General features: G+C 41.5%; 14 protein-coding genes. 4 read left to right on the top strand and 10 right to left on the bottom strand.

The features are described from left to right. Positions 1 to 12: 12 nt before the first annotated feature. From L1271_RS08635 to L1271_RS08605, 7 genes are all read right to left on the bottom strand, one after another. Positions 13 to 627, bottom strand: coding sequence for a LysE family translocator (locus L1271_RS08635; protein ID WP_235367584.1), 615 nt, complete (start codon positions 625 to 627; stop codon positions 13 to 15). Positions 628 to 653: 26 nt separating this feature from the next. Further along, on the bottom strand, positions 654 to 1,208 hold the full coding sequence (locus L1271_RS08630) for a GNAT family N-acetyltransferase (protein WP_099028907.1): 555 nt from the start codon (positions 1,206 to 1,208) through the stop codon (positions 654 to 656). Positions 1,209 to 1,282: 74 nt separating this feature from the next. Next, positions 1,283 to 1,909, bottom strand: coding sequence for an SMI1/KNR4 family protein (locus L1271_RS08625; RefSeq protein ID WP_095728453.1), 627 nt, complete (start codon positions 1,907 to 1,909; stop codon positions 1,283 to 1,285). Positions 1,910 to 1,987: 78 nt separating this feature from the next. Continuing rightward, positions 1,988 to 2,512 (bottom strand): DUF4303 domain-containing protein, encoded by a 525-nt coding sequence (locus L1271_RS08620; protein WP_069018644.1) that lies wholly within the window; start codon positions 2,510 to 2,512, stop codon positions 1,988 to 1,990. A gap of 54 nt (positions 2,513 to 2,566) precedes the next feature. Beyond that, positions 2,567 to 3,235 (bottom strand): hypothetical protein, encoded by a 669-nt coding sequence (locus tag L1271_RS08615; RefSeq protein WP_227387014.1) that lies wholly within the window; start codon positions 3,233 to 3,235, stop codon positions 2,567 to 2,569. 333 nt (positions 3,236 to 3,568) lie between these two features. Next, positions 3,569 to 4,396 carry a hypothetical protein gene (locus tag L1271_RS08610; protein ID WP_235367583.1) on the bottom strand — a complete coding sequence of 276 codons (828 nt, stop codon included), beginning with the start codon at positions 4,394 to 4,396 and terminating at the stop codon, positions 3,569 to 3,571. 463 nt (positions 4,397 to 4,859) lie between these two features. Continuing rightward, entirely contained in the window at positions 4,860 to 5,810 is a 951-nt protein-coding gene (locus tag L1271_RS08605; protein WP_235367582.1) for a TolB family protein, read from the bottom strand. Between the two features lie 564 nt (positions 5,811 to 6,374). Between L1271_RS08605 and L1271_RS08600 the strand changes: the two genes are divergently transcribed. Beyond that, the gene (locus L1271_RS08600) at positions 6,375 to 7,583 is read left to right on the top strand and encodes a porin (RefSeq protein ID WP_102057081.1); all 1,209 of its coding nucleotides are present in this window, start codon (positions 6,375 to 6,377) and stop codon (positions 7,581 to 7,583) included. Between the two features lie 70 nt (positions 7,584 to 7,653). Here L1271_RS08600 and L1271_RS08595 read toward each other — a convergent pair whose 3' ends face one another. Together L1271_RS08595 and L1271_RS08590 are read right to left on the bottom strand one after the other, a co-directional pair. Next, positions 7,654 to 12,096, bottom strand: coding sequence for a di-heme oxidoredictase family protein (locus L1271_RS08595; RefSeq protein WP_235367581.1), 4,443 nt, complete (start codon positions 12,094 to 12,096; stop codon positions 7,654 to 7,656). 349 nt (positions 12,097 to 12,445) lie between these two features. Further along, positions 12,446 to 12,958: a GNAT family N-acetyltransferase gene (locus L1271_RS08590; RefSeq protein ID WP_102057083.1), complete on the bottom strand. Its 513-nt coding sequence runs from the start codon at positions 12,956 to 12,958 to the stop codon at positions 12,446 to 12,448. A gap of 358 nt (positions 12,959 to 13,316) precedes the next feature. Here L1271_RS08590 and L1271_RS08585 point away from each other — a divergent pair, with 358 nt between their 5' ends. The 3 genes from L1271_RS08585 to L1271_RS08575 all read left to right on the top strand — a co-directional run bounded on the left by L1271_RS08585 (position 13,317) and on the right by L1271_RS08575 (position 16,499). Further along, entirely contained in the window at positions 13,317 to 13,475 is a 159-nt protein-coding gene (locus L1271_RS08585) for a hypothetical protein (protein ID WP_235367580.1), read from the top strand. A gap of 361 nt (positions 13,476 to 13,836) precedes the next feature. Further along, positions 13,837 to 15,648, top strand: a complete 1,812-nt coding sequence (locus tag L1271_RS08580; protein WP_235367579.1) for a hypothetical protein — start codon at positions 13,837 to 13,839, stop codon at positions 15,646 to 15,648. Further along, on the top strand, positions 15,645 to 16,499 hold the full coding sequence (locus tag L1271_RS08575; protein ID WP_130126071.1) for a hypothetical protein: 855 nt from the start codon (positions 15,645 to 15,647) through the stop codon (positions 16,497 to 16,499). The genes L1271_RS08580 and L1271_RS08575 overlap by 4 nt, the downstream gene beginning before the upstream one ends. A gap of 60 nt (positions 16,500 to 16,559) precedes the next feature. Here the strand turns inward: L1271_RS08575 and L1271_RS08570 are convergent, their stop codons facing one another. Next, positions 16,560 to 17,093 (bottom strand): substrate binding domain-containing protein, encoded by a 534-nt coding sequence (locus L1271_RS08570; RefSeq protein WP_235367578.1) that lies wholly within the window; start codon positions 17,091 to 17,093, stop codon positions 16,560 to 16,562. Between the last annotated feature and the right edge of the window lie 96 nt (positions 17,094 to 17,189).

Genomic DNA, 17,189 nt, shown 5'->3' with positions numbered 1-17,189 from the left:
ACTTTGGCATCGCTACTGTCTACTCAACAGTAAGTTGCCGCCAGATAGCGCCAAAAATGAAGCACATGCACGATTAAAACGTTTAACCAGTTTAGGTTTACTAAACCACTGCCTTAGATACAGCCCAATAACAGCGTACATAGCGATAGCCACTATTTCCAGAACGAGAAAAGTAGCCCCCAATAGTGAAAATTGCTCTGTCACATTTTTTGCAACGTCGACAAACTGAGGGAGAAAAGCGGTAAATATCAAAATTGCCTTTGGATTACCCGCAGCAAGAGCGAACTCTTGCTTCATCAGTCCGGTAATGCTCAGATTGCGGACATCATCCGAAACTGGACTAACGTCTGAGCGCCATAAATTATAAGCCATCCATAATAAATAGAGCGCGCCACAAATCTTAATGGCAAGAAACAATATTTCCGACGTATACAGCACAACAGCAAGGCCTGAAGCGGCAAGCGCAATCATCACACAAAATGCGGCGAGCCTTCCAAATCCCGCAAGTAGAGCTATACGAAAACCATAACGACGAGCATTATTTAGCGCTAGAAGATTATTTGGCCCTGGAGCCATATTCAAGGCAAAGCACGCTGGGATAAATAAAAGTAGTGTCCAGATGTCCATAGTCTTTCCTTTTAAAAAATATTGGCTCAGCGATTAAATTCTGACTTTAATAACCCAAAGCACGTTAGGTCGTGAAATTGTTCTTTCCAATATCCACTTTGTCGTCTAACCCCCTCAGCTTTAAAACCTAGCTTTTCTAACACAGCTTCTGACGCATGATTTCCCGGCACCGTATCTCCTTGAATTCGATTCAGTGCGCCACATGCTAGTAAACCACCAAACGCTGCGGTGATAATTTGGTGTAATGCTTCAGTGGTATAACCCTTTCCCCAAAATTTCGGCATCAAATCATAACCGATAACTGCATTTTTCATCGCTGAGTTCCATGAGTTAAAACCACACGTACCTATAAGCTGCTCAGTATCTTTTAATCGGATAGCCCAACGGATCCCAACACCGCTATCAAATCGAGAATGAAAGAAATCTATGAGTTTTTCAGCTTGTAATCGCTCACTAAACGCCTCTAAATCGTAGTATTTCACTACCTCTCGGTTTGAAAATAGTTCAAAAATAGCATTACTGTCGCATTCGGATAGCGCCGTAAGCTTCAAGCGTGGTGTTTCAAATTCTGGAAATTGCATATTGATCTCCTAAACATTCAAAACGCAACACAGAGATAACTTCAAACCGCGATAAATAGCATGGTGAAAGTTATCTATACTGCGCGAAATAGCACTTTGACTGCATCTAAAAAATGGCCGGATTGCGGCTGTTTAGTATTAAAACTTCTACCACCATCGTCTTCGACCACAATACTGTAATTACCTGACTCAAGTTCAGCGGTATACCACTGCATAAACTCAGAGAACGACTTAGCAATCACAAACTTTTCGTCTTCATCACGACCAAAGTTTATCACTTGTCCAACTGTGCCATTTTCGGCCGGATCAAAATCTAAACCAAGGTAGTTGCCTGCCCAATCATGGGCAAACGGTACCCACTTTTTATTGGCATAAACTTCTTTGATAAACCCAGGAACGTGAGAGGTTGAAAACATGCTCAGCTCTTTCATTCCCTCTTCACCTTGTGAATCGATGATTTCAGCCCACGAACACCATTCTTCATAAACTCTGTTCAAAGGTAAAAAATTGAGTCCGTAAAATAAACCAGTATTGATCTCATCTTTCTGGCCGTTATGTTCGAGATACATCGCTTTCAATCGCTCAGGCAGTTCAACACCGAGCTTATTCTCTAGGCTTGCTATTTCACTCGCTGTCGCCGGCTGATTAAGATCACACATAAGCTCAGGCAATGTTGCCTGTACCCACTCCATCAAGTTCATTTTAATTACTTCCTTATCACTTAAATCTAAGAGTTAATTCCATTGATATCTAAAATACGCGTGTTTGCTCATCCGCCTTCAACCAAACCGAGCATGCCAATCATTGAATCGGTTCAGCAACTCTGCGCTATTTAGCTTACGATTTGCTGCGCTTTCAAGTTCCAACATATGCTCGCTTGGATCTGTACTTAGCACTGACAGAAAAACATTTTTGGCAAAGACGCCTTCTTGCCTCAACTCTAAAAGCGCCAATACAAAAGCCTTGAAAGTGGGGTTGATAATTTCTTCAAGATAATTTTCATAGAGCTTTGCATCTTCCAGTTCAAGGCGAGCTGCGAGTAAAGTAGCAACACCTTTAAAATGCACATCCCTATCGCTTAAATCCCACTCAACGGGAGAGAACTCAAACTCAGTATTATCATCTTGTGAAAGCCATTGTTGTGTCATGGCAACGTGATAGAGCGTCATTACACTGTCATCAGTACATAAGGCATAACCGAGCAACTCATCTGGCTGGTGTATACGTTGGAGGTTTGTAAAAGTAGTTTTTACGGCATCTTTGACGAGACTTTTCAACTTATCAAAGTCAATCAAATCTGACATGGCACAACCTCCATACACTACACTCTGGATAACACACCAAACAGATCCGCAGGCTTATTTATCTGCTAATGACATCGACCCAACTATTTTGCCATTTTCGATTAAAAAGAGCCTATTTGCGATAGGTGCGTTACCGTAACTATCATCGTTCCAAGCTTCGCTATGTAAATAAATAAACTTATCCAATAAATCGTGCGATGCATCTCTGGATACCACCATTAATCCGGTACGTCTCGCTATTGAGACAAGTAACTGTTCGGCATCTAGCATTTCGTGCGCTTTCAGCATTTGCGTTTGAGATAAAATCGCTTCACTACTAAAAGACTCTCCGCTGGCAGTTAATACTTGGTTGTTTAGCACTGCGGACGGGACAAAGGTTACATCTAAAGCATCAATATTTTGAAAAGCCTGTGGAACTACCACATTTAAATCGATCTCTTGACCGTCTTGATGTGTTAAAAAAACGAAGTTATCTGGGGTATCATAACCAAAACCAATCACGACTTCTGGGTCATCTTCTGGGCCAATTAATACTGAATAAACCGCACCGTATTGAATACCTGGCCAATCTCCAGCCTTAATAATGGGATAAATTGTTCTATCCTTTAAGTCCATTGCTATTTCCTTATCTAAGTTGTTTGGTAAAGTAGTTTCTATTGGCATGTCTGCAACAACATCTCCCGAAAACGCAGCTACCAATAACAGTATTAAAAAGACCTTCATAAAAATTTAAGCCTCAATCAAGTAAGACGTACTGCGTAATTGTCGGTTCGAATGTGTTCGTACTTATGCTGACGGTTGTAAGGGAGATAAATAGACGCACTAGATTTTTGGATTTATTTTGCGATATCCATACCATGCTATCTAAATACGATACTATTCTCAGCAATCCCTGGCAGTATCCATGCTTTTTTATTAAATCACCTTTGTTCCTTTTTTCAAGGTAATTTTATTAGACCATTAATAAAAAATTCAGTGATGTAGAAAAAGGCATGCATGCATGCATGCCGTTTAGTCTAGGTTTTTAGTAGTAGTATAACCAAGAATAATTGAGTGCTAGCGTGTTGGTCTCAGCGTTTCAATAACCTTCGCATCCATCCAATATGGATTACCTTCCCAGTAACTCGTGCCGTCTTTTTTGACTTTTTTGTCACCTCGCCAAAAAAATAAGTACTTTCCGTCTGGTGATACTTTAGGTCGTTGCTCGTACGCAGCCGTATTAATCGTATCTCCCATATTTATTGCGTTTGTCCATGTGCCATCTTGGTTACGAAAACTAATGTAGATATCAGGCGTGTTTTCACCTTCCTTTTCAGCATCCCACATAATATAAGACTCATCTGGCGCGATGTAGGGGTGAGCAATGTACTTTCCTTGGTTAATTGCCTTACTCATTTTGTGCGGTGTTTCATATTTGCCATCAACCAGCCGTGAATAACTCAAATGCCCACTGCCGTCTTTCAAATCTAAGACATAAAAGTAGTGTGTCCCTTTTGCTGAGGTGGTATAACCTCTGATTGGAATATCTTTAAAAGGCTCGATGTTTTGTATGTGTGAAACCGGTGGGCTAAATTGCTCCTGATATGCTTTTATGTCTGCTTCGGGTATTGATTTTTCAATCCATTGATTGTTTTTATATTGCATCACAATCCATGTTGGTTTTTGATATTCCCCACCAGAGCGAGTAAAAGAAAGCTCTGACATATCTGGCAAAAACAACACTTCAGTCTCGCGGTGCTCATCCGTAGAAACGACACCTGGAGCAAATAACTCGGGTGTTAATCCCGGTGTTTTTTGTCCTAAATCGTAATTGTTTTGGGCATAACTTTTATCGCAAATTATTAAACTGCAAAACATAGCAACTAGAATGCTCATCTGCTTCATAAACTATCCTTTTATTAGAGCCTTTAGTTTTCAAGTAAATATAATTGCACTAGGAAACAGACAAATCCAAGCACCTTTACAAAACCTGACAATGACACCAGTTTGTCTTAATACTTGCTCAATTTGAAGGAGCAAATCTGACGCTAACTGCGTTAAAGATTTCTTATTTAGAATAACTAAATAACCTGAGCTGCGGATAATTAATGCCTTTCTAGCAGCCAGTTTTAGCGCTAACTGCGTTGAATTCACTTCCAATAGCCAGCTATTGGTGCGTAAATTCGCCTTGTTTTCCCTAAAACTCTCTGGCTAGACAAGGAGAAAACTAAGTTGTGCTTTAGCAACAATGAGTTGGAACATTCCTTATCCAAACCTCAGGTTAAATATGAATCGTGTAATAGTCATTGAAATAGTCTCCATACCGCTTTATCTGAACGTCTATACCATTTACTGTCAGCGCACAGACCTACTGGCGCTCATTTGTTTTCTTTAATTTTTGTAGCGTTTCTTGGTCAAGACCTGGCACAACTGTCGCTTGCGAGCTGTTTTGAAGTATTTTTTTGATAGACGTGCCATCCACATTTATAGAAAAGACATCATAAAAGCCAAATACATTCTCTGAAGCGAAATACACCTTTGTGCCGTCTGGAGACCAAGATGGATCCCACTCTTGAATGTTATTACGAGTCAGTCGCTTGTTATTGGTTCCATCAATACCCATAACATATAATTCCTGATTCCCATCTCTATTAGATAGATAGGCTATTTTTGTGCCATCTGGGGAAATTTGAGGAGACATGTTATCAGTGTCGTCTTGAGTGAGTTGAATAACCTCGCTGCCATCCAAATTGGCAATGCTAATTTGGCTTGGGCTGGCTTTAGATTGGTATAGTAATCGACCATCTGGCATAAATTCTGGAGCACGACCTTCGAGATTTTTAATTTGGCGCTGTTCGCTACCATCAGCATTCATTAACCAAATTTCTTCCTGCCAAACACCTTCCTTATTTTCATATTCTCTAGCAAACGCTATCGTCATTCCATCCAAAGACCAAGCAGGTGCACTATCCCACACATATTTTTTACTGGTTAATCTTTTCAGATTGCGGCCAGTAATGTCAACGGTATGAATTGACCATGTTTTGAAGTTATCGTATTTACCGTAAAAGGTTACTTTGTCTCCCAATGGGGAGACAGCAGGATAGCCGTCACTTGACGTGGCTTTCACGATCTTTACTGGCGATTTACCATCTTGGTCACTTAAGTAAATCGCTTTGCTATTACCGTCTTTAGAACCATATATAACACCATACGACTCTGTTGGTGGTTCGCTATATGATTGAACTTCATGAATAAAAAACAACATAATGGTGGAAAAACAAGCCAATTTTGAGATACCAATTTTTTTAACAAGCATTACTCAATCTCCCTTTTGTAGTTGTGTATCTAATTGGAAGACTACAGAAGTCTATCTACCAAAAACATGATGTTTTATTGATTTTTCGCTGAATTACACTTTTTCGTACTATTTAACCTGAGCTTCAGATAATTAATGCCTTTCTAGCAGCCAATTTTAGCGCTAACTGCGTTGAATTCACTTCCAATAGCCAGCTATTGGTGCGTAAATTCGCCTTGTTATCCCCAAAACTGTCTGGCTAGATAAGGGTATAATTTAATGTGGGCTTAAAAACAATGAGTTAGCTCATTCCTTATCCAAACCTCAGGTTATTTAGCTGTCACAAAACGCTGATATTGCTATAACCCCTTACACTTATTGCGTAAAATCAATCAATAACCTCGGAACTCGTACTTTCCTAACTCATTGATATTTAAACTCAATGAACAGAAAATGAATAAATTTACCAAAAACCACGTTATTTTCTTGATATTTTTTCACTTTTGCCTGTATTTTAGCTTTGATAATCTCCATTTTTTAGCTAATTTAGCCCTATTTAGCAACAACATTGAAACAAGGTAATTCATGAAAAGAACACTTGCTGCCACCCTAATCGCTAGCGTGACTACTATTCCAACAGTACACGCTATCGAGATATTCAAAGATGAAAAGAATAGTGTCACGGTTGGCGGCTTTATCGATGCTCGAGTTATTAACACTCAAGGCGAGACTGAGTTGGTAAACGGCGCATCGCGTATTAACTTTGACTTTAAACGCCAATTGAAAAACAACTGGCAGGCTTTCGCACTCCTTGAATGGGGTGTAAACCCTGTTGGTAGTAGTGATATTGTTTACAGCAACCGCTTCGAATCAATACAAGACGAGTTTTTATATAACCGATTAGGTTATGTTGGTATTAAGCACGATGAATACGGCCAAGTTACCCTAGGAAAACAATGGGGCGCTTGGTACGACGTGGTATACAGCACCAACTACAGCCTAGTTTGGGATGGTAATGCCGCAGGTGTTTACACCTATAACAAAGACGACGGCGCGATCAATGGTACTGGTCGTGGTGATAAAGTGCTGCAATACCGTAATCAATTTGGCAAGCTGAGCTTTGCTGTACAAGCTCAGCTAAAATCTGATGACTTTTATACTTGTGATGTCGTTGATATTTCGAGCAGCTCCTGCGAAGCCCAATTTAATCAAGGGAACAACGCGGCACAAAAAGTAGAGTTTAATTCAACTTATGGTGCCTCACTTACCTATGCTGCGACCGAAAACTTAACTCTCACAGCCGGTGTTAACCGCGGCGCGTTTGATATTGTGTACGCTGGTGGCCGAAATCAATCGGTTAAAGATTTAATTTATGGCGTCGGTATTACTTACGGGGATTTCTATAAGCCTGGTTGGTATGCAGCTGCAAACATCAATAAAAACGAAAACCACGATACAGATAACCTAGGCCGCTTAATCAAGGATGCCGTTGGATTAGAGTCGCTTGTTAGCTACCGCTTTGATAATGACGTGCGTACATTTATCGCTTACAACGTATTTGATGCGGGCGATGACTATGTGATCCAACCAAACTTTAATGCTGATCCTAATGATGTTTTTAAGCGTCAGTTTGCCGTGATAGGCGCACACTACTTTATGTCTGAAGACACCATTTTGTACATTGAAGCACGTAAGGACTTTAGTGACTTCTCAAGCGCCGATGCCGCGCAAGAAGCACAAATGTCACAAACCGAAGACGACGGTATCGCCATCGGTTTCCATTACACGCTGTAAGACTAAGCACTGTAATAACAACTTCAAGTGCATCAAAGCTCATAACTTTCGTGATCTTTGATGCACAAACTTACAATGAGTTTAAAAATGCCAACACGGCTGATTTATCATTTGCCGACAAGCTTTCGTAAGCTACTCTCGCTGCTTGCGCTTCACCATCATGCCATAAAATAGCTTCTTCAATCGTTCGCGCACGACCATCGTGCAGATAGCTTGGCTCAGCGGTACAAAACTCATTGCCCTGCCCACCTAACACATTATCAACACCACCTGTCACACAAGCAGACAATCCAATCCCCCATAATGGCGCTGTTCGCCACTCAGCACCGCTAGCGATGCCTTCACCTAAGTTATCCGCAAGACCTGGGCCCATATCATGTAGTAATAAATCGGTATACGGATGGATCGTTTGCGCACGTAACTCCGCAAATGGATGATACTCACTGGTTTCAAATGTTGCTGTATGGCAACCTTCACAGCCAATTGAGGTAAAGCGTGCCTTTCCTAATTGCACCTCAGGGTCGTCAAGCCCACGCTGCGCTCTTACACCCAATAAAGCGATATATTTGCTTAGCGCAGTGAGGTGTTGATCAGACACTTCTACACCGCCACCTCCGCAGCTTGATTGTGATGCCCCACAGTCAGGATTTGGAAATACCGAGTTGGTTACTCCCATATCCGTATTAAATGCACTAGCGACTTGGTGTTTAATTGATGCCGCCGCAGCTTTGTAGCCAAAGCGTCCTAACCGTGTTTGACCGGTAATAGGATCGTTCACGCGCTGCGCTTTGCCCGAAATACCGTCGCCGTTACTGTCGTTTTCATCCGCCAAGGCTAACACCGCACTCTCTGGTATCGCTTCAAGTAAGCCCAAGCCCACCAGCTGAGGCGCGATACGGGCTGAGTAGCGTGCTGGAGTGGTTTTATTAAATTGGTAATTGGGTGAACGCAAACCATTATTTTCAGTCCACGAAGCAATCGTTACATCTCCCTCGCCTTGCGTCTCGGTATCTATGCCTGTGTTTTTAGGCTGTAACACATTCCCCAATAAGGGATGGGTGTTGCCATTGATATCGGCCACTTTAAACACCCATTTTGCCAATGAGCCGCCAATAGCTGGTGGAGCCGCACGACCATTGCGAACATGGCAAGCTGCGCAACTGTCGTTGATATAGTGTGGGCCTGACTTTCCAACCACCGCACTAAACACGCCATTTTCTCCGTTGCGTTCATCGTGCTCACCATTAACAAAACTACTGTGGTGAACACGTCGCCCCTGAACAAATGCCTGTCCATTTTGGCTCGATAAATTGGTCGCCATTTGCATAAAGTGATTATCAGGCTCATTAGTGTAATTGTATGGCAATGTGGTTTTGCCTCCTAACCACCCCGCTTCTGCAATCGGGTAAGAATCTTCGCGTTGTGATGATGGATCAGCAAAGTCGCCAACGGTTTTCCATGGGACAAGCCCTTCACCTACCATGTATAAATACGTTGTACCATAATAATTTTCTCGTCCTTCTGGTGGCGCATCAAGAAATTGGCTAACTTCAAACTCCATGCGCTGACCAACTTCAAGAGGCAAAAAGCCTGCAGCAGGGTCCCAATTTAGCGGCCTGTAGTCATCAATGATCACTCTATAACGATATTGATCACCTGAATCACTTATCTTATTAAAGTTCGTATCATAACTGCCGTTATCAAGCTCAACGACCGCACCGCCACCAAAGTAATTACCGTGGTACTCAGCAACTGTGCCTAATCCACGATACCAAGCACGAAATTCGCGCGCACCGAGTTTCCATTCTGTAATAAAGGTCACTTCAATGCGTGAGCCGCCTTTAGCTACAAAATCAGCGATTTCAAATTGCGCAGTTCGATGCGTCCAATAATGCGATAAATAGTGATCATAGATTTGAAACTGATCTTCTTTTGCATGGCGGTCTCGGCCGCGATCAGCAAAACGCGTAATTAGTGCATCGCCACGGTCATAACTCACAGCTTGCTCTAAAGGTGTTGTTGCATCATAAAGTGGCACAATAGTGCCAAAGCTGATCTCACAACCTTGGCTGTCAACTTGGCGCCCCGTAGGGGTATTGGGACATTGGTCTAGATTATCTGGCACACCATCGTTATCGCTATCATTGTTAGATGAACCAGCGATATTGAACTCAAGCCAGTTTAGATTTAACTCGCCACCCGCCATTTCAACACGAACGGTATGTACACCCTCATTTAACGTAATCGACGCAATATTTTGACTAATAAAGGTTTGCCAGCCACCCGTAGCAGGCACAACGGTACTGGCAACTAGATTACCATTAACAAGAACGTTATACGCTCCGTTACCAACTTGGGAGGCAACGCGTGCGGTCAAATTATAGCTTCCCGCGCCTAAATTAGCCTGATATTCGAGCCACTCTCCCGCCGACGTCCAACCTACGTTGTAACCACCGCCGTTGTCGCTGGTCAGCTCAATATCAACATCATCATTGCGATATTCGCCACCTGTATTGCCTGCATCGTTATCAAAATAGTTGCTGTAGTCTTCCGCTTCGATACGAAGTTGCTCAGTGATTAAAATGCTACATCCATCGGTGTTTACCACATCCCCCACAGGCGTATCTGGACACTGATCGATACCATCATTCACGCCATCACCATCGCTATCGTTACCAGCTGAGGATTCTGAAAGTATATAGGCCTGCTCTGCGGTATCTACGACCGTTCCGTCCTCCTGTTGGTAAGTAAACCAAAAACTAACTACATCCCCCACTGCTAGCCCAGATATTGTCAGCTCATTGCGACCATTAATCACTTGCATGCGGACATTTTGCTGCACACCGCCGTTGACTCGATAATGAACATCCGCCCAGCCGGTAGTGTTAACATAGAAAGTTAAGGTATCCAGAGAGACCTGTTCCAATCCATCGGGTAAATTATTCAGTGGACAGCCATTCGCATCAACTTCTTCATTTGGTTGAGTATTTGGGCACTGATCGAGGCTATCCTCAACACCATCTTGATCACTATCGACAGGTGCACTACCGCCACCAGTCCAGGTAATATCGTCAATTGCCATTTGAAAAGAATAGTTAAGTTCTTGCCCAGCGACAGAGACAATATTGAAGTGATTTTTAATTGATTGTAATGCCACCAAGCTACCCGCTAACTCAGTGATTGGAATACGCACTTCACCCCATTGACCATCACGAACAAGGCCATACTGATTGGTGTTCGCGGGGAATGTGATCCAGTTCTCATTAGTATAAGTGTCAGCAATGCCAATTCTGAAACTCACATTCGCAGGAATTTTAATCTTAAAATTTAAGTAACCATCCCTAAAGTTGCTCATATCTCGCGCTTGACGACTTTGAATACCGGCTCCAAACCACTGCGTTGGCAAATATTGCCATGCAATCACTTCATTGCCTTCATAGGCAGGGATATTGCCCTGTGTGAGTGAGTTTTGGTTCCACACATAAATATCCGCGTTGCTTCCCGGCACTAACTGATTATCGCTTGGCCCCTCACTAAAAACACCAAAGGTGCCAACTTCGGGCTTAGTGACATTGCCGCTGAACACTTCACCTTGACCATCTAGCTCATAAATACGCACATAATCCACCACCATTTTCCCAGGAAGTGGTGCGCTCACCTGGTCATTGCTAAGCGCGTCCGTAAATAACCCGCCGACAGCCAAGTTCATCAATAGATAAAATGGCGCGTTGAATTCGTTTGACTCTTCACTAATAACAAACGGGCTATCGAACATATCATATTCGACCCCATTATCTTCAACTGTGAAACGGATCGTTTCTTCGGTCCAATAAGTACGATAGATAACAAAGCGATTGGTTAAGGGGGTTGAGGACAAATGTGCATTATCGGTTTTGTATGCCACACTTGCTGCACAGGTTGGATTACCTTCATTGCAGGCGGCATCTGCATAAAAAATTAAGTTTGAGCCTGTATAGTTATTGCTTGGCGCACCGGGAAAGCCAGCATCATTACGAGCGGCTTGAGATTGGCCCATCTCCATGATGTCGATTTCGCCTTTTGCCGGCCAGCTAGCTGTACTCGTCCCTAGCATCCAAAGTGCAGGCCAAAGCCCCGTGTCGACATCAGATACCTTCATTCTGATCTCTATCATGCCATATTGCACAGCAAGCTTATTCTTACTCTGGATCTTACCTGAGGTAAATGCCTTGCCGCCTATCGCTTGATTTTTTGCTTCAAGAACAAGGCCTTTGTTTCCCACCTCGCCTACAATGTCGCTAATATAGACATTATTTTCACTGTACCACTGTAATTCTTGATTACCCCAACCACATATTCCTTGGTCACAACCATCCCCGACATCTATATTCCATGTGTTGGTATCTAAATTATTAAAATTATCTTCCCAAAGTAAATTCCCCACAGCCGCGTTACTTTGCGAAGACGCACAAACAATCAGACTGATAACGCTAATGTTTGCGAGCTTTGCGATTAACTTGCTACTCGTTTTCACTTTATGTCTCCAAATGTAATGTATAAAACTGCTTTAGTGATCAACCACTAAAACACGGATCCTTTTAATCACTTCATAAACCGCAGAAATAAAAGCGCTTACATTTCAATCCATAACAACCCCGAACAATTGAAAAATATAGCGCTTTTCAAACACACGAGCTTTACTACACACTTTTCAGCGCGGTGTAATCGTATGTTGAATGTTAAACCTAACATGTAAGCGCTTACATTAACGAGAAAATAACAACAATTGTTATATTTTTTACTTTTATCAATTGATGGACTAACGACAAGTCGAGCGCTGTGACCAAAGCACATTCAGGGAAATAAAAGTCAAACCGCTGAGGTCAACAGACACGATGGATCTCATATTCAAAGAAAAGTGGACTGTTTTCATCATGCACTTGCTGTGAAAACCCCAGCTTTTTGAGCAACCGAATGGAAGCATGGTTGGATTGCTCCACTCCCGCAATTAGGGTACTCCAACACTCTATACTGGTAACTGCATGAATAAACCCTTGCAGCAACTCACTGGCGTAACCTTTACCCCAGTGCTTTTCAGCCAATAAGTAACCGATATGCGCATCACTTTCGTTTTCAACGTAAACAAACAAAAAGCCAATTGTCTCATGCTGCCCAAGCTTAACTTGCAGTAAGCGGCTCTCTGAACACATACGCTGAAACCAGTTTTCGGCCTGTTTTGTTGAATCAATACCATGAAAATAAGGGGGAAGGTTTTCAACCACGTTAGAACTCAGGATATGGGGAATTTGCTCTATCAGCCGTTCACGATCGAGTGCTGGAAGATCGTCGTTAACCTCAATAATGTGCAACCTTAAGGTCTGAAATGATAATGCCATTAGCTTCCTACTTTTTATCAACTCGATTGTTATCCTAACTAGGATACTAGCATTGCTTCTTTTAATGTGTAAGGCGTACGCAGCTATTTGCTGCAACAATTGATTGGATATAGGTTGCACAATCAACAAGATTGAAATGCACAAAAGTCCAACGCTGTCATTTTTATTTGCTTGATAAAAATTCAATATAATAAACAACTTAAAAAACAAACAACTAAAAGATCTACTGAAGTTATTTGCCATCCCCGCTTGAAATGTGTTTAAAAATTAAACACATTATTTAACAGATAAGTACTTAGAAATAGGTATTTATCTACATTACTAAATAATCAAAGATAACAAAATAACTGGATACAACATGAAACTGAAAAAAGTAAAATTAAAAAACCTTAACGCAAACAAAGCGCTAGATGCTAAACAAACGAAAGAAATAGCAGGCGGAACCGGCGCTTACAGTAAAGACTACGGTGCATGCTATACCGCACCTGAATTTTGCTCAACAGTTTACATCTGCTAAGTATGCCAAGCCCAGCAACTAGCTGGGCTTGGCTGTGTTTCTCAATCAAGTTATCTTTTTAATTTTACATAGAACTCTTACAGCTAACGTTACTCTACTTTTGCAAAATATTCGGCTTAATTGAAAGTCACCAACCTTATTCAAGACTGTCAGGTGAGCTTAGCATAGGCCTTTAATAACTGGGTGATTTTCCTCCCTATAAAACATGGACATAAACTTAAAAAGTACTAAGAAACTATTTTAAAATATTTTTATTTCATAAAGCATTTGTAGAACCTCATAGTATTTTTTAGTAATTAATATTTCACTCGCACCAAGAAAAATTAGACTATAATTTGTCGGTAACGTGAGGAGGGATTCGATGAAAATTATATTCTTGATGGCAGCCTTTTTTCTTTTTCACAATCTTCAGGCGGCTGCTTCACCTGAAGCTCGCATGATACTGGCTGTTGATTATAGCAAGCTGTCAGATGATGAAATTGGTCAGGTCAACAAACTCTTGATCGAAATGCAGCCTCAAGAAGAGTACTTCGAACATACGGTAGCAGAGAACGAAAATCTTTACTCTATCATACAAAACTACACTAGATATTCTGATGGTGCCTCTCCATTATCTGTCACCCAAATTGCAAACGCAGTAGCTAAAGCTAGTGGTGTTGGTAACTTGAATATAATTAGACAAGGTCAAACTCTTCAATTTCCATCACTGCCAGTGCGTCCTTTCCGTGAAGGTGCATCATATAATCAATATCAAGAGTTTAACCTTGAAACAAAGGAGCTAGCAATTTGCTCCGCAGATGGGTGTGATCCTGTTGGTTTACCAAAAACCTTGATTAACAATCAACGTCGCAGCCTTGCTGACTCAGGTGCACTGTCAATATCCGTAAGTAAAATAGCCCCTCGTGAATTTGAGAAAATAGACGTACTACTCTCAAACCTCGGCTCAAAGGCAACTTTAATACCTTCTGGATATGTTGAAATTGAACTACTGCAAGATGACTTTGGAGTTTCACCAACAATAGTAAAATCCCACCTTCCACAGGCTCCAAGTGCTGGAGCTGCATCTCTATATATAGTGGATAAATTTTCAGAAGACAATTGTGCACACGGTAATCTCGTTGAAGATGTTGTTAGAGATACACTGACTAAGCTTGAAGCATGGGATGAGTTAAAGGCAAGAGTTCATAGGCTTGAACTAGATTTTTGGAAAGACCCTGAAAAAGGAATTAAAATAATCAGGAATTTTATAGACTCTAAATATGCTGACTTTCATGCTAAACAGCTATTCGAGAAAGAGCTTTACGATATAAAAAAAGACGTCGAAAGAGGCGCTGCTCGTAATGGTATCCCAGCCTTATATTTGAGAGCATTGTTGGAAAACGTTGAAGCCGACAATGGTATTCCAGTTTTATCAGCTTCCTTTTGGGTAAAAGATCAAGGAATAAGAATTCTACCTCGGGATCATAGGTTTTATGAGCGGACCTTCATCTTTGCTGCTACACCAAATTTATCTCTCGAAATTGAGTCAGCGAGCCTTCCTGAACCTCAAGGGAGTGTATACTCAAATCGTTCTCGCTCTGCAATTCTTGTTTCGGCTTTTGACGCTAACCTTGCTATTACAAGTATGTTTTCACGTAATGGAGATGGAATAGAATTCATTGATTTAGGTACTGTCACAGGTCAATTTGGTCATTGTAAAAACCGTAACGACCATGGCAGTAGCTTTGCAACTCCAAAAATAGCAGCATTGGTATTCAAACTCGCAAATGAATCTCCACGCGACAAAGTAATTAGGCGAGTTTTACTCAGTGCCGATATACAAGAAAAGTTTGTGAATAGAGTTCAGGCTCCTGGCTCACCTAGGCTAGATCTTGCCAACCTTGATTCTGGCCTCTACGGAATTAAGCATAATGGAATTATTGAACGATTAAGTTCCACTTCAAAGAAACACACTTTAACGGTTGATCAGATTAAGCAACCTTTTGGCCTTGTCAGCGGAAATACCCCCTCTATCGCAGGTGTATTTTTCGGAGTAAATGATACGTACGTATTCAGAGAATCTCTCTGGAGGTGGAGCCAAGCTAAGGTAAGTACATTCAGTATTGTAACAGACATAGGCACTATTGAACTTAGTGAGTTGAAACTGAAATATAAAGGAGTCATTGCTTTATGAAAAAATACTGTCTTATAAGTATTATTTTTAGCACATTATATATTACGGGTTGTGACGAAGATTATAATGGAATAATGCGAGAAAAAGTACGTAACGCTTTAGGTGAAGATTACAATAACTACTACTTTTTCTCTTATCCAACTGATAATTTTGGAATCGGTACTATCCACGTTTTAAATAAACCCAACGAACCGATAAACACATCAAATCAATATTGCGCGACATATAGCTGCCTAGGCCTGGAGAAAAATAGAGTCTTAGGCAAGTCAACTATAGACTTAGACGGATTTGCAAGCACAGGCTTAAAAGGCGGAGTCATTACATTCTCTGAGAATGAATCAAAAAGCCTTGGCTTGAGCTTTGTTTTGCCCCAATTATTCGCAGCTCTTGGTCTTAATGGTAATTTCGAAAAGGAATCTGTTACACGGGCCAAAATCACTCTTGGCCAAGCATACCCAAGAACCCTTGAACGAAGAAAGTTTAGAGAGTTTATCACTAGAGCAGATATTGGCGCGGATACATTCCTTAGAGAAGCTTTTATGGAAGGACGTCTTGCCGTCGTTGTATCCGACGTAGTTATTGAAAATATGACAGTAGAAATTATGGTTGATTCTAAATTACAATCAGGGCTAGATGCTAAGCTAATTGAGATTCCAGGAGGGGCTTTTTCTGATTCACAAGTAGGCTTCAAGCTAAGTTCTTCCTCCCAAGGAACATTTGTATTTGAAGTGAAAAACCCTGTTATCTTAGCAAAATTTACTAAGAAACAACCCAGGGGGGGAGAATTAGCAGATGAGAACTCGTGGGATGATTGGATTGCTATCCCGACGATTTCAGAAAGCTCAGAATAGATATCAAAATAATTTCCCAATCTTACTCACGACAGCACCAAAATTGAGACAGTTACTAGATCACCATGGCGTGCTGGCAAAATAGTGAGACAAATAGTCTATCAATGCCCTCACGGTTGGAGACATATACTTTCTCGAAGAATAGAGCACATATATATTCATATCGCTTGGCTTCCAATCAGGCAATACCTGCTTAAGCTCGCCAGATTTGATGTAGCGGTTAACCAAATAAGTGGGTTGAATTGCCAGACCAGCGCCATTTAACGCTGCGTGCAATAAGGCCGTTGCTTCGTTCGCAGTTAAACGGCAGTTTACGGCTACCGACTGTTGTGAGTTATCTTTGCGCAAATGCCAGATATGCTGCTGAAAGTTCTTATACCCGAGGCACAAGTGCTCAGCTAGATCATCTGGTTTTTTGATTTCACTTGCACTCGCAAGATACTGCGGCGACGCCACGATAACTGAGCTACATACTGCAATTGATTTACCAATCAAAGAAGGGTCCGGTGCAGAGGCAATACGAATAGCCAGATCTATCTGACTCTCAGTGAGATCGGCCACAGTGTAACTCCCCCAAAAAATGAAACAGTTCATAAGTAGAATTTTCCATTAACTAAAATAGGAAAATTTACGATGAGAAAAAGCAAGTTCACCGAAACCCAAATTGTCAGCATGATCAAAGAATCTGAG

Source organism: Pseudoalteromonas sp. OF5H-5, from assembly GCF_021530695.1.
Taxonomy (GTDB): Bacteria; Pseudomonadota; Gammaproteobacteria; order Enterobacterales; family Alteromonadaceae; genus Pseudoalteromonas.
Note: the sequence above shows the minus strand (reverse complement) of the source record. Positions and strands in the feature narration are given on the sequence as shown.

Bases quoted from the DNA above. Each gene is read 5' to 3' on its own strand.
- L1271_RS08635 (WP_235367584.1), bottom strand. From the start codon at position 627: ATGGACATCTGGACACTACTTTTATTTATCCCAGCGTGCTTTGCCTTG.
- L1271_RS08630 (WP_099028907.1), bottom strand. From the start codon at position 1,208: ATGCAATTTCCAGAATTTGAAACACCACGCTTGAAGCTTACGGCGCTA.
- L1271_RS08625 (WP_095728453.1), bottom strand. From the start codon at position 1,909: ATGAACTTGATGGAGTGGGTACAGGCAACATTGCCTGAGCTTATGTGT.
- L1271_RS08620 (WP_069018644.1), bottom strand. From the start codon at position 2,512: ATGTCAGATTTGATTGACTTTGATAAGTTGAAAAGTCTCGTCAAAGAT.
- L1271_RS08615 (WP_227387014.1), bottom strand. From the start codon at position 3,235: ATGAAGGTCTTTTTAATACTGTTATTGGTAGCTGCGTTTTCGGGAGAT.
- L1271_RS08610 (WP_235367583.1), bottom strand. From the start codon at position 4,396: ATGAAGCAGATGAGCATTCTAGTTGCTATGTTTTGCAGTTTAATAATT.
- L1271_RS08605 (WP_235367582.1), bottom strand. From the start codon at position 5,810: ATGCTTGTTAAAAAAATTGGTATCTCAAAATTGGCTTGTTTTTCCACC.
- L1271_RS08600 (WP_102057081.1), top strand. From the start codon at position 6,375: ATGAAAAGAACACTTGCTGCCACCCTAATCGCTAGCGTGACTACTATT.
- L1271_RS08590 (WP_102057083.1), bottom strand. From the start codon at position 12,958: ATGGCATTATCATTTCAGACCTTAAGGTTGCACATTATTGAGGTTAAC.
- L1271_RS08585 (WP_235367580.1), top strand. From the start codon at position 13,317: ATGAAACTGAAAAAAGTAAAATTAAAAAACCTTAACGCAAACAAAGCG.
- L1271_RS08580 (WP_235367579.1), top strand. From the start codon at position 13,837: ATGAAAATTATATTCTTGATGGCAGCCTTTTTTCTTTTTCACAATCTT.
- L1271_RS08575 (WP_130126071.1), top strand. From the start codon at position 15,645: ATGAAAAAATACTGTCTTATAAGTATTATTTTTAGCACATTATATATT.
- L1271_RS08570 (WP_235367578.1), bottom strand. From the start codon at position 17,093: ATGAACTGTTTCATTTTTTGGGGGAGTTACACTGTGGCCGATCTCACT.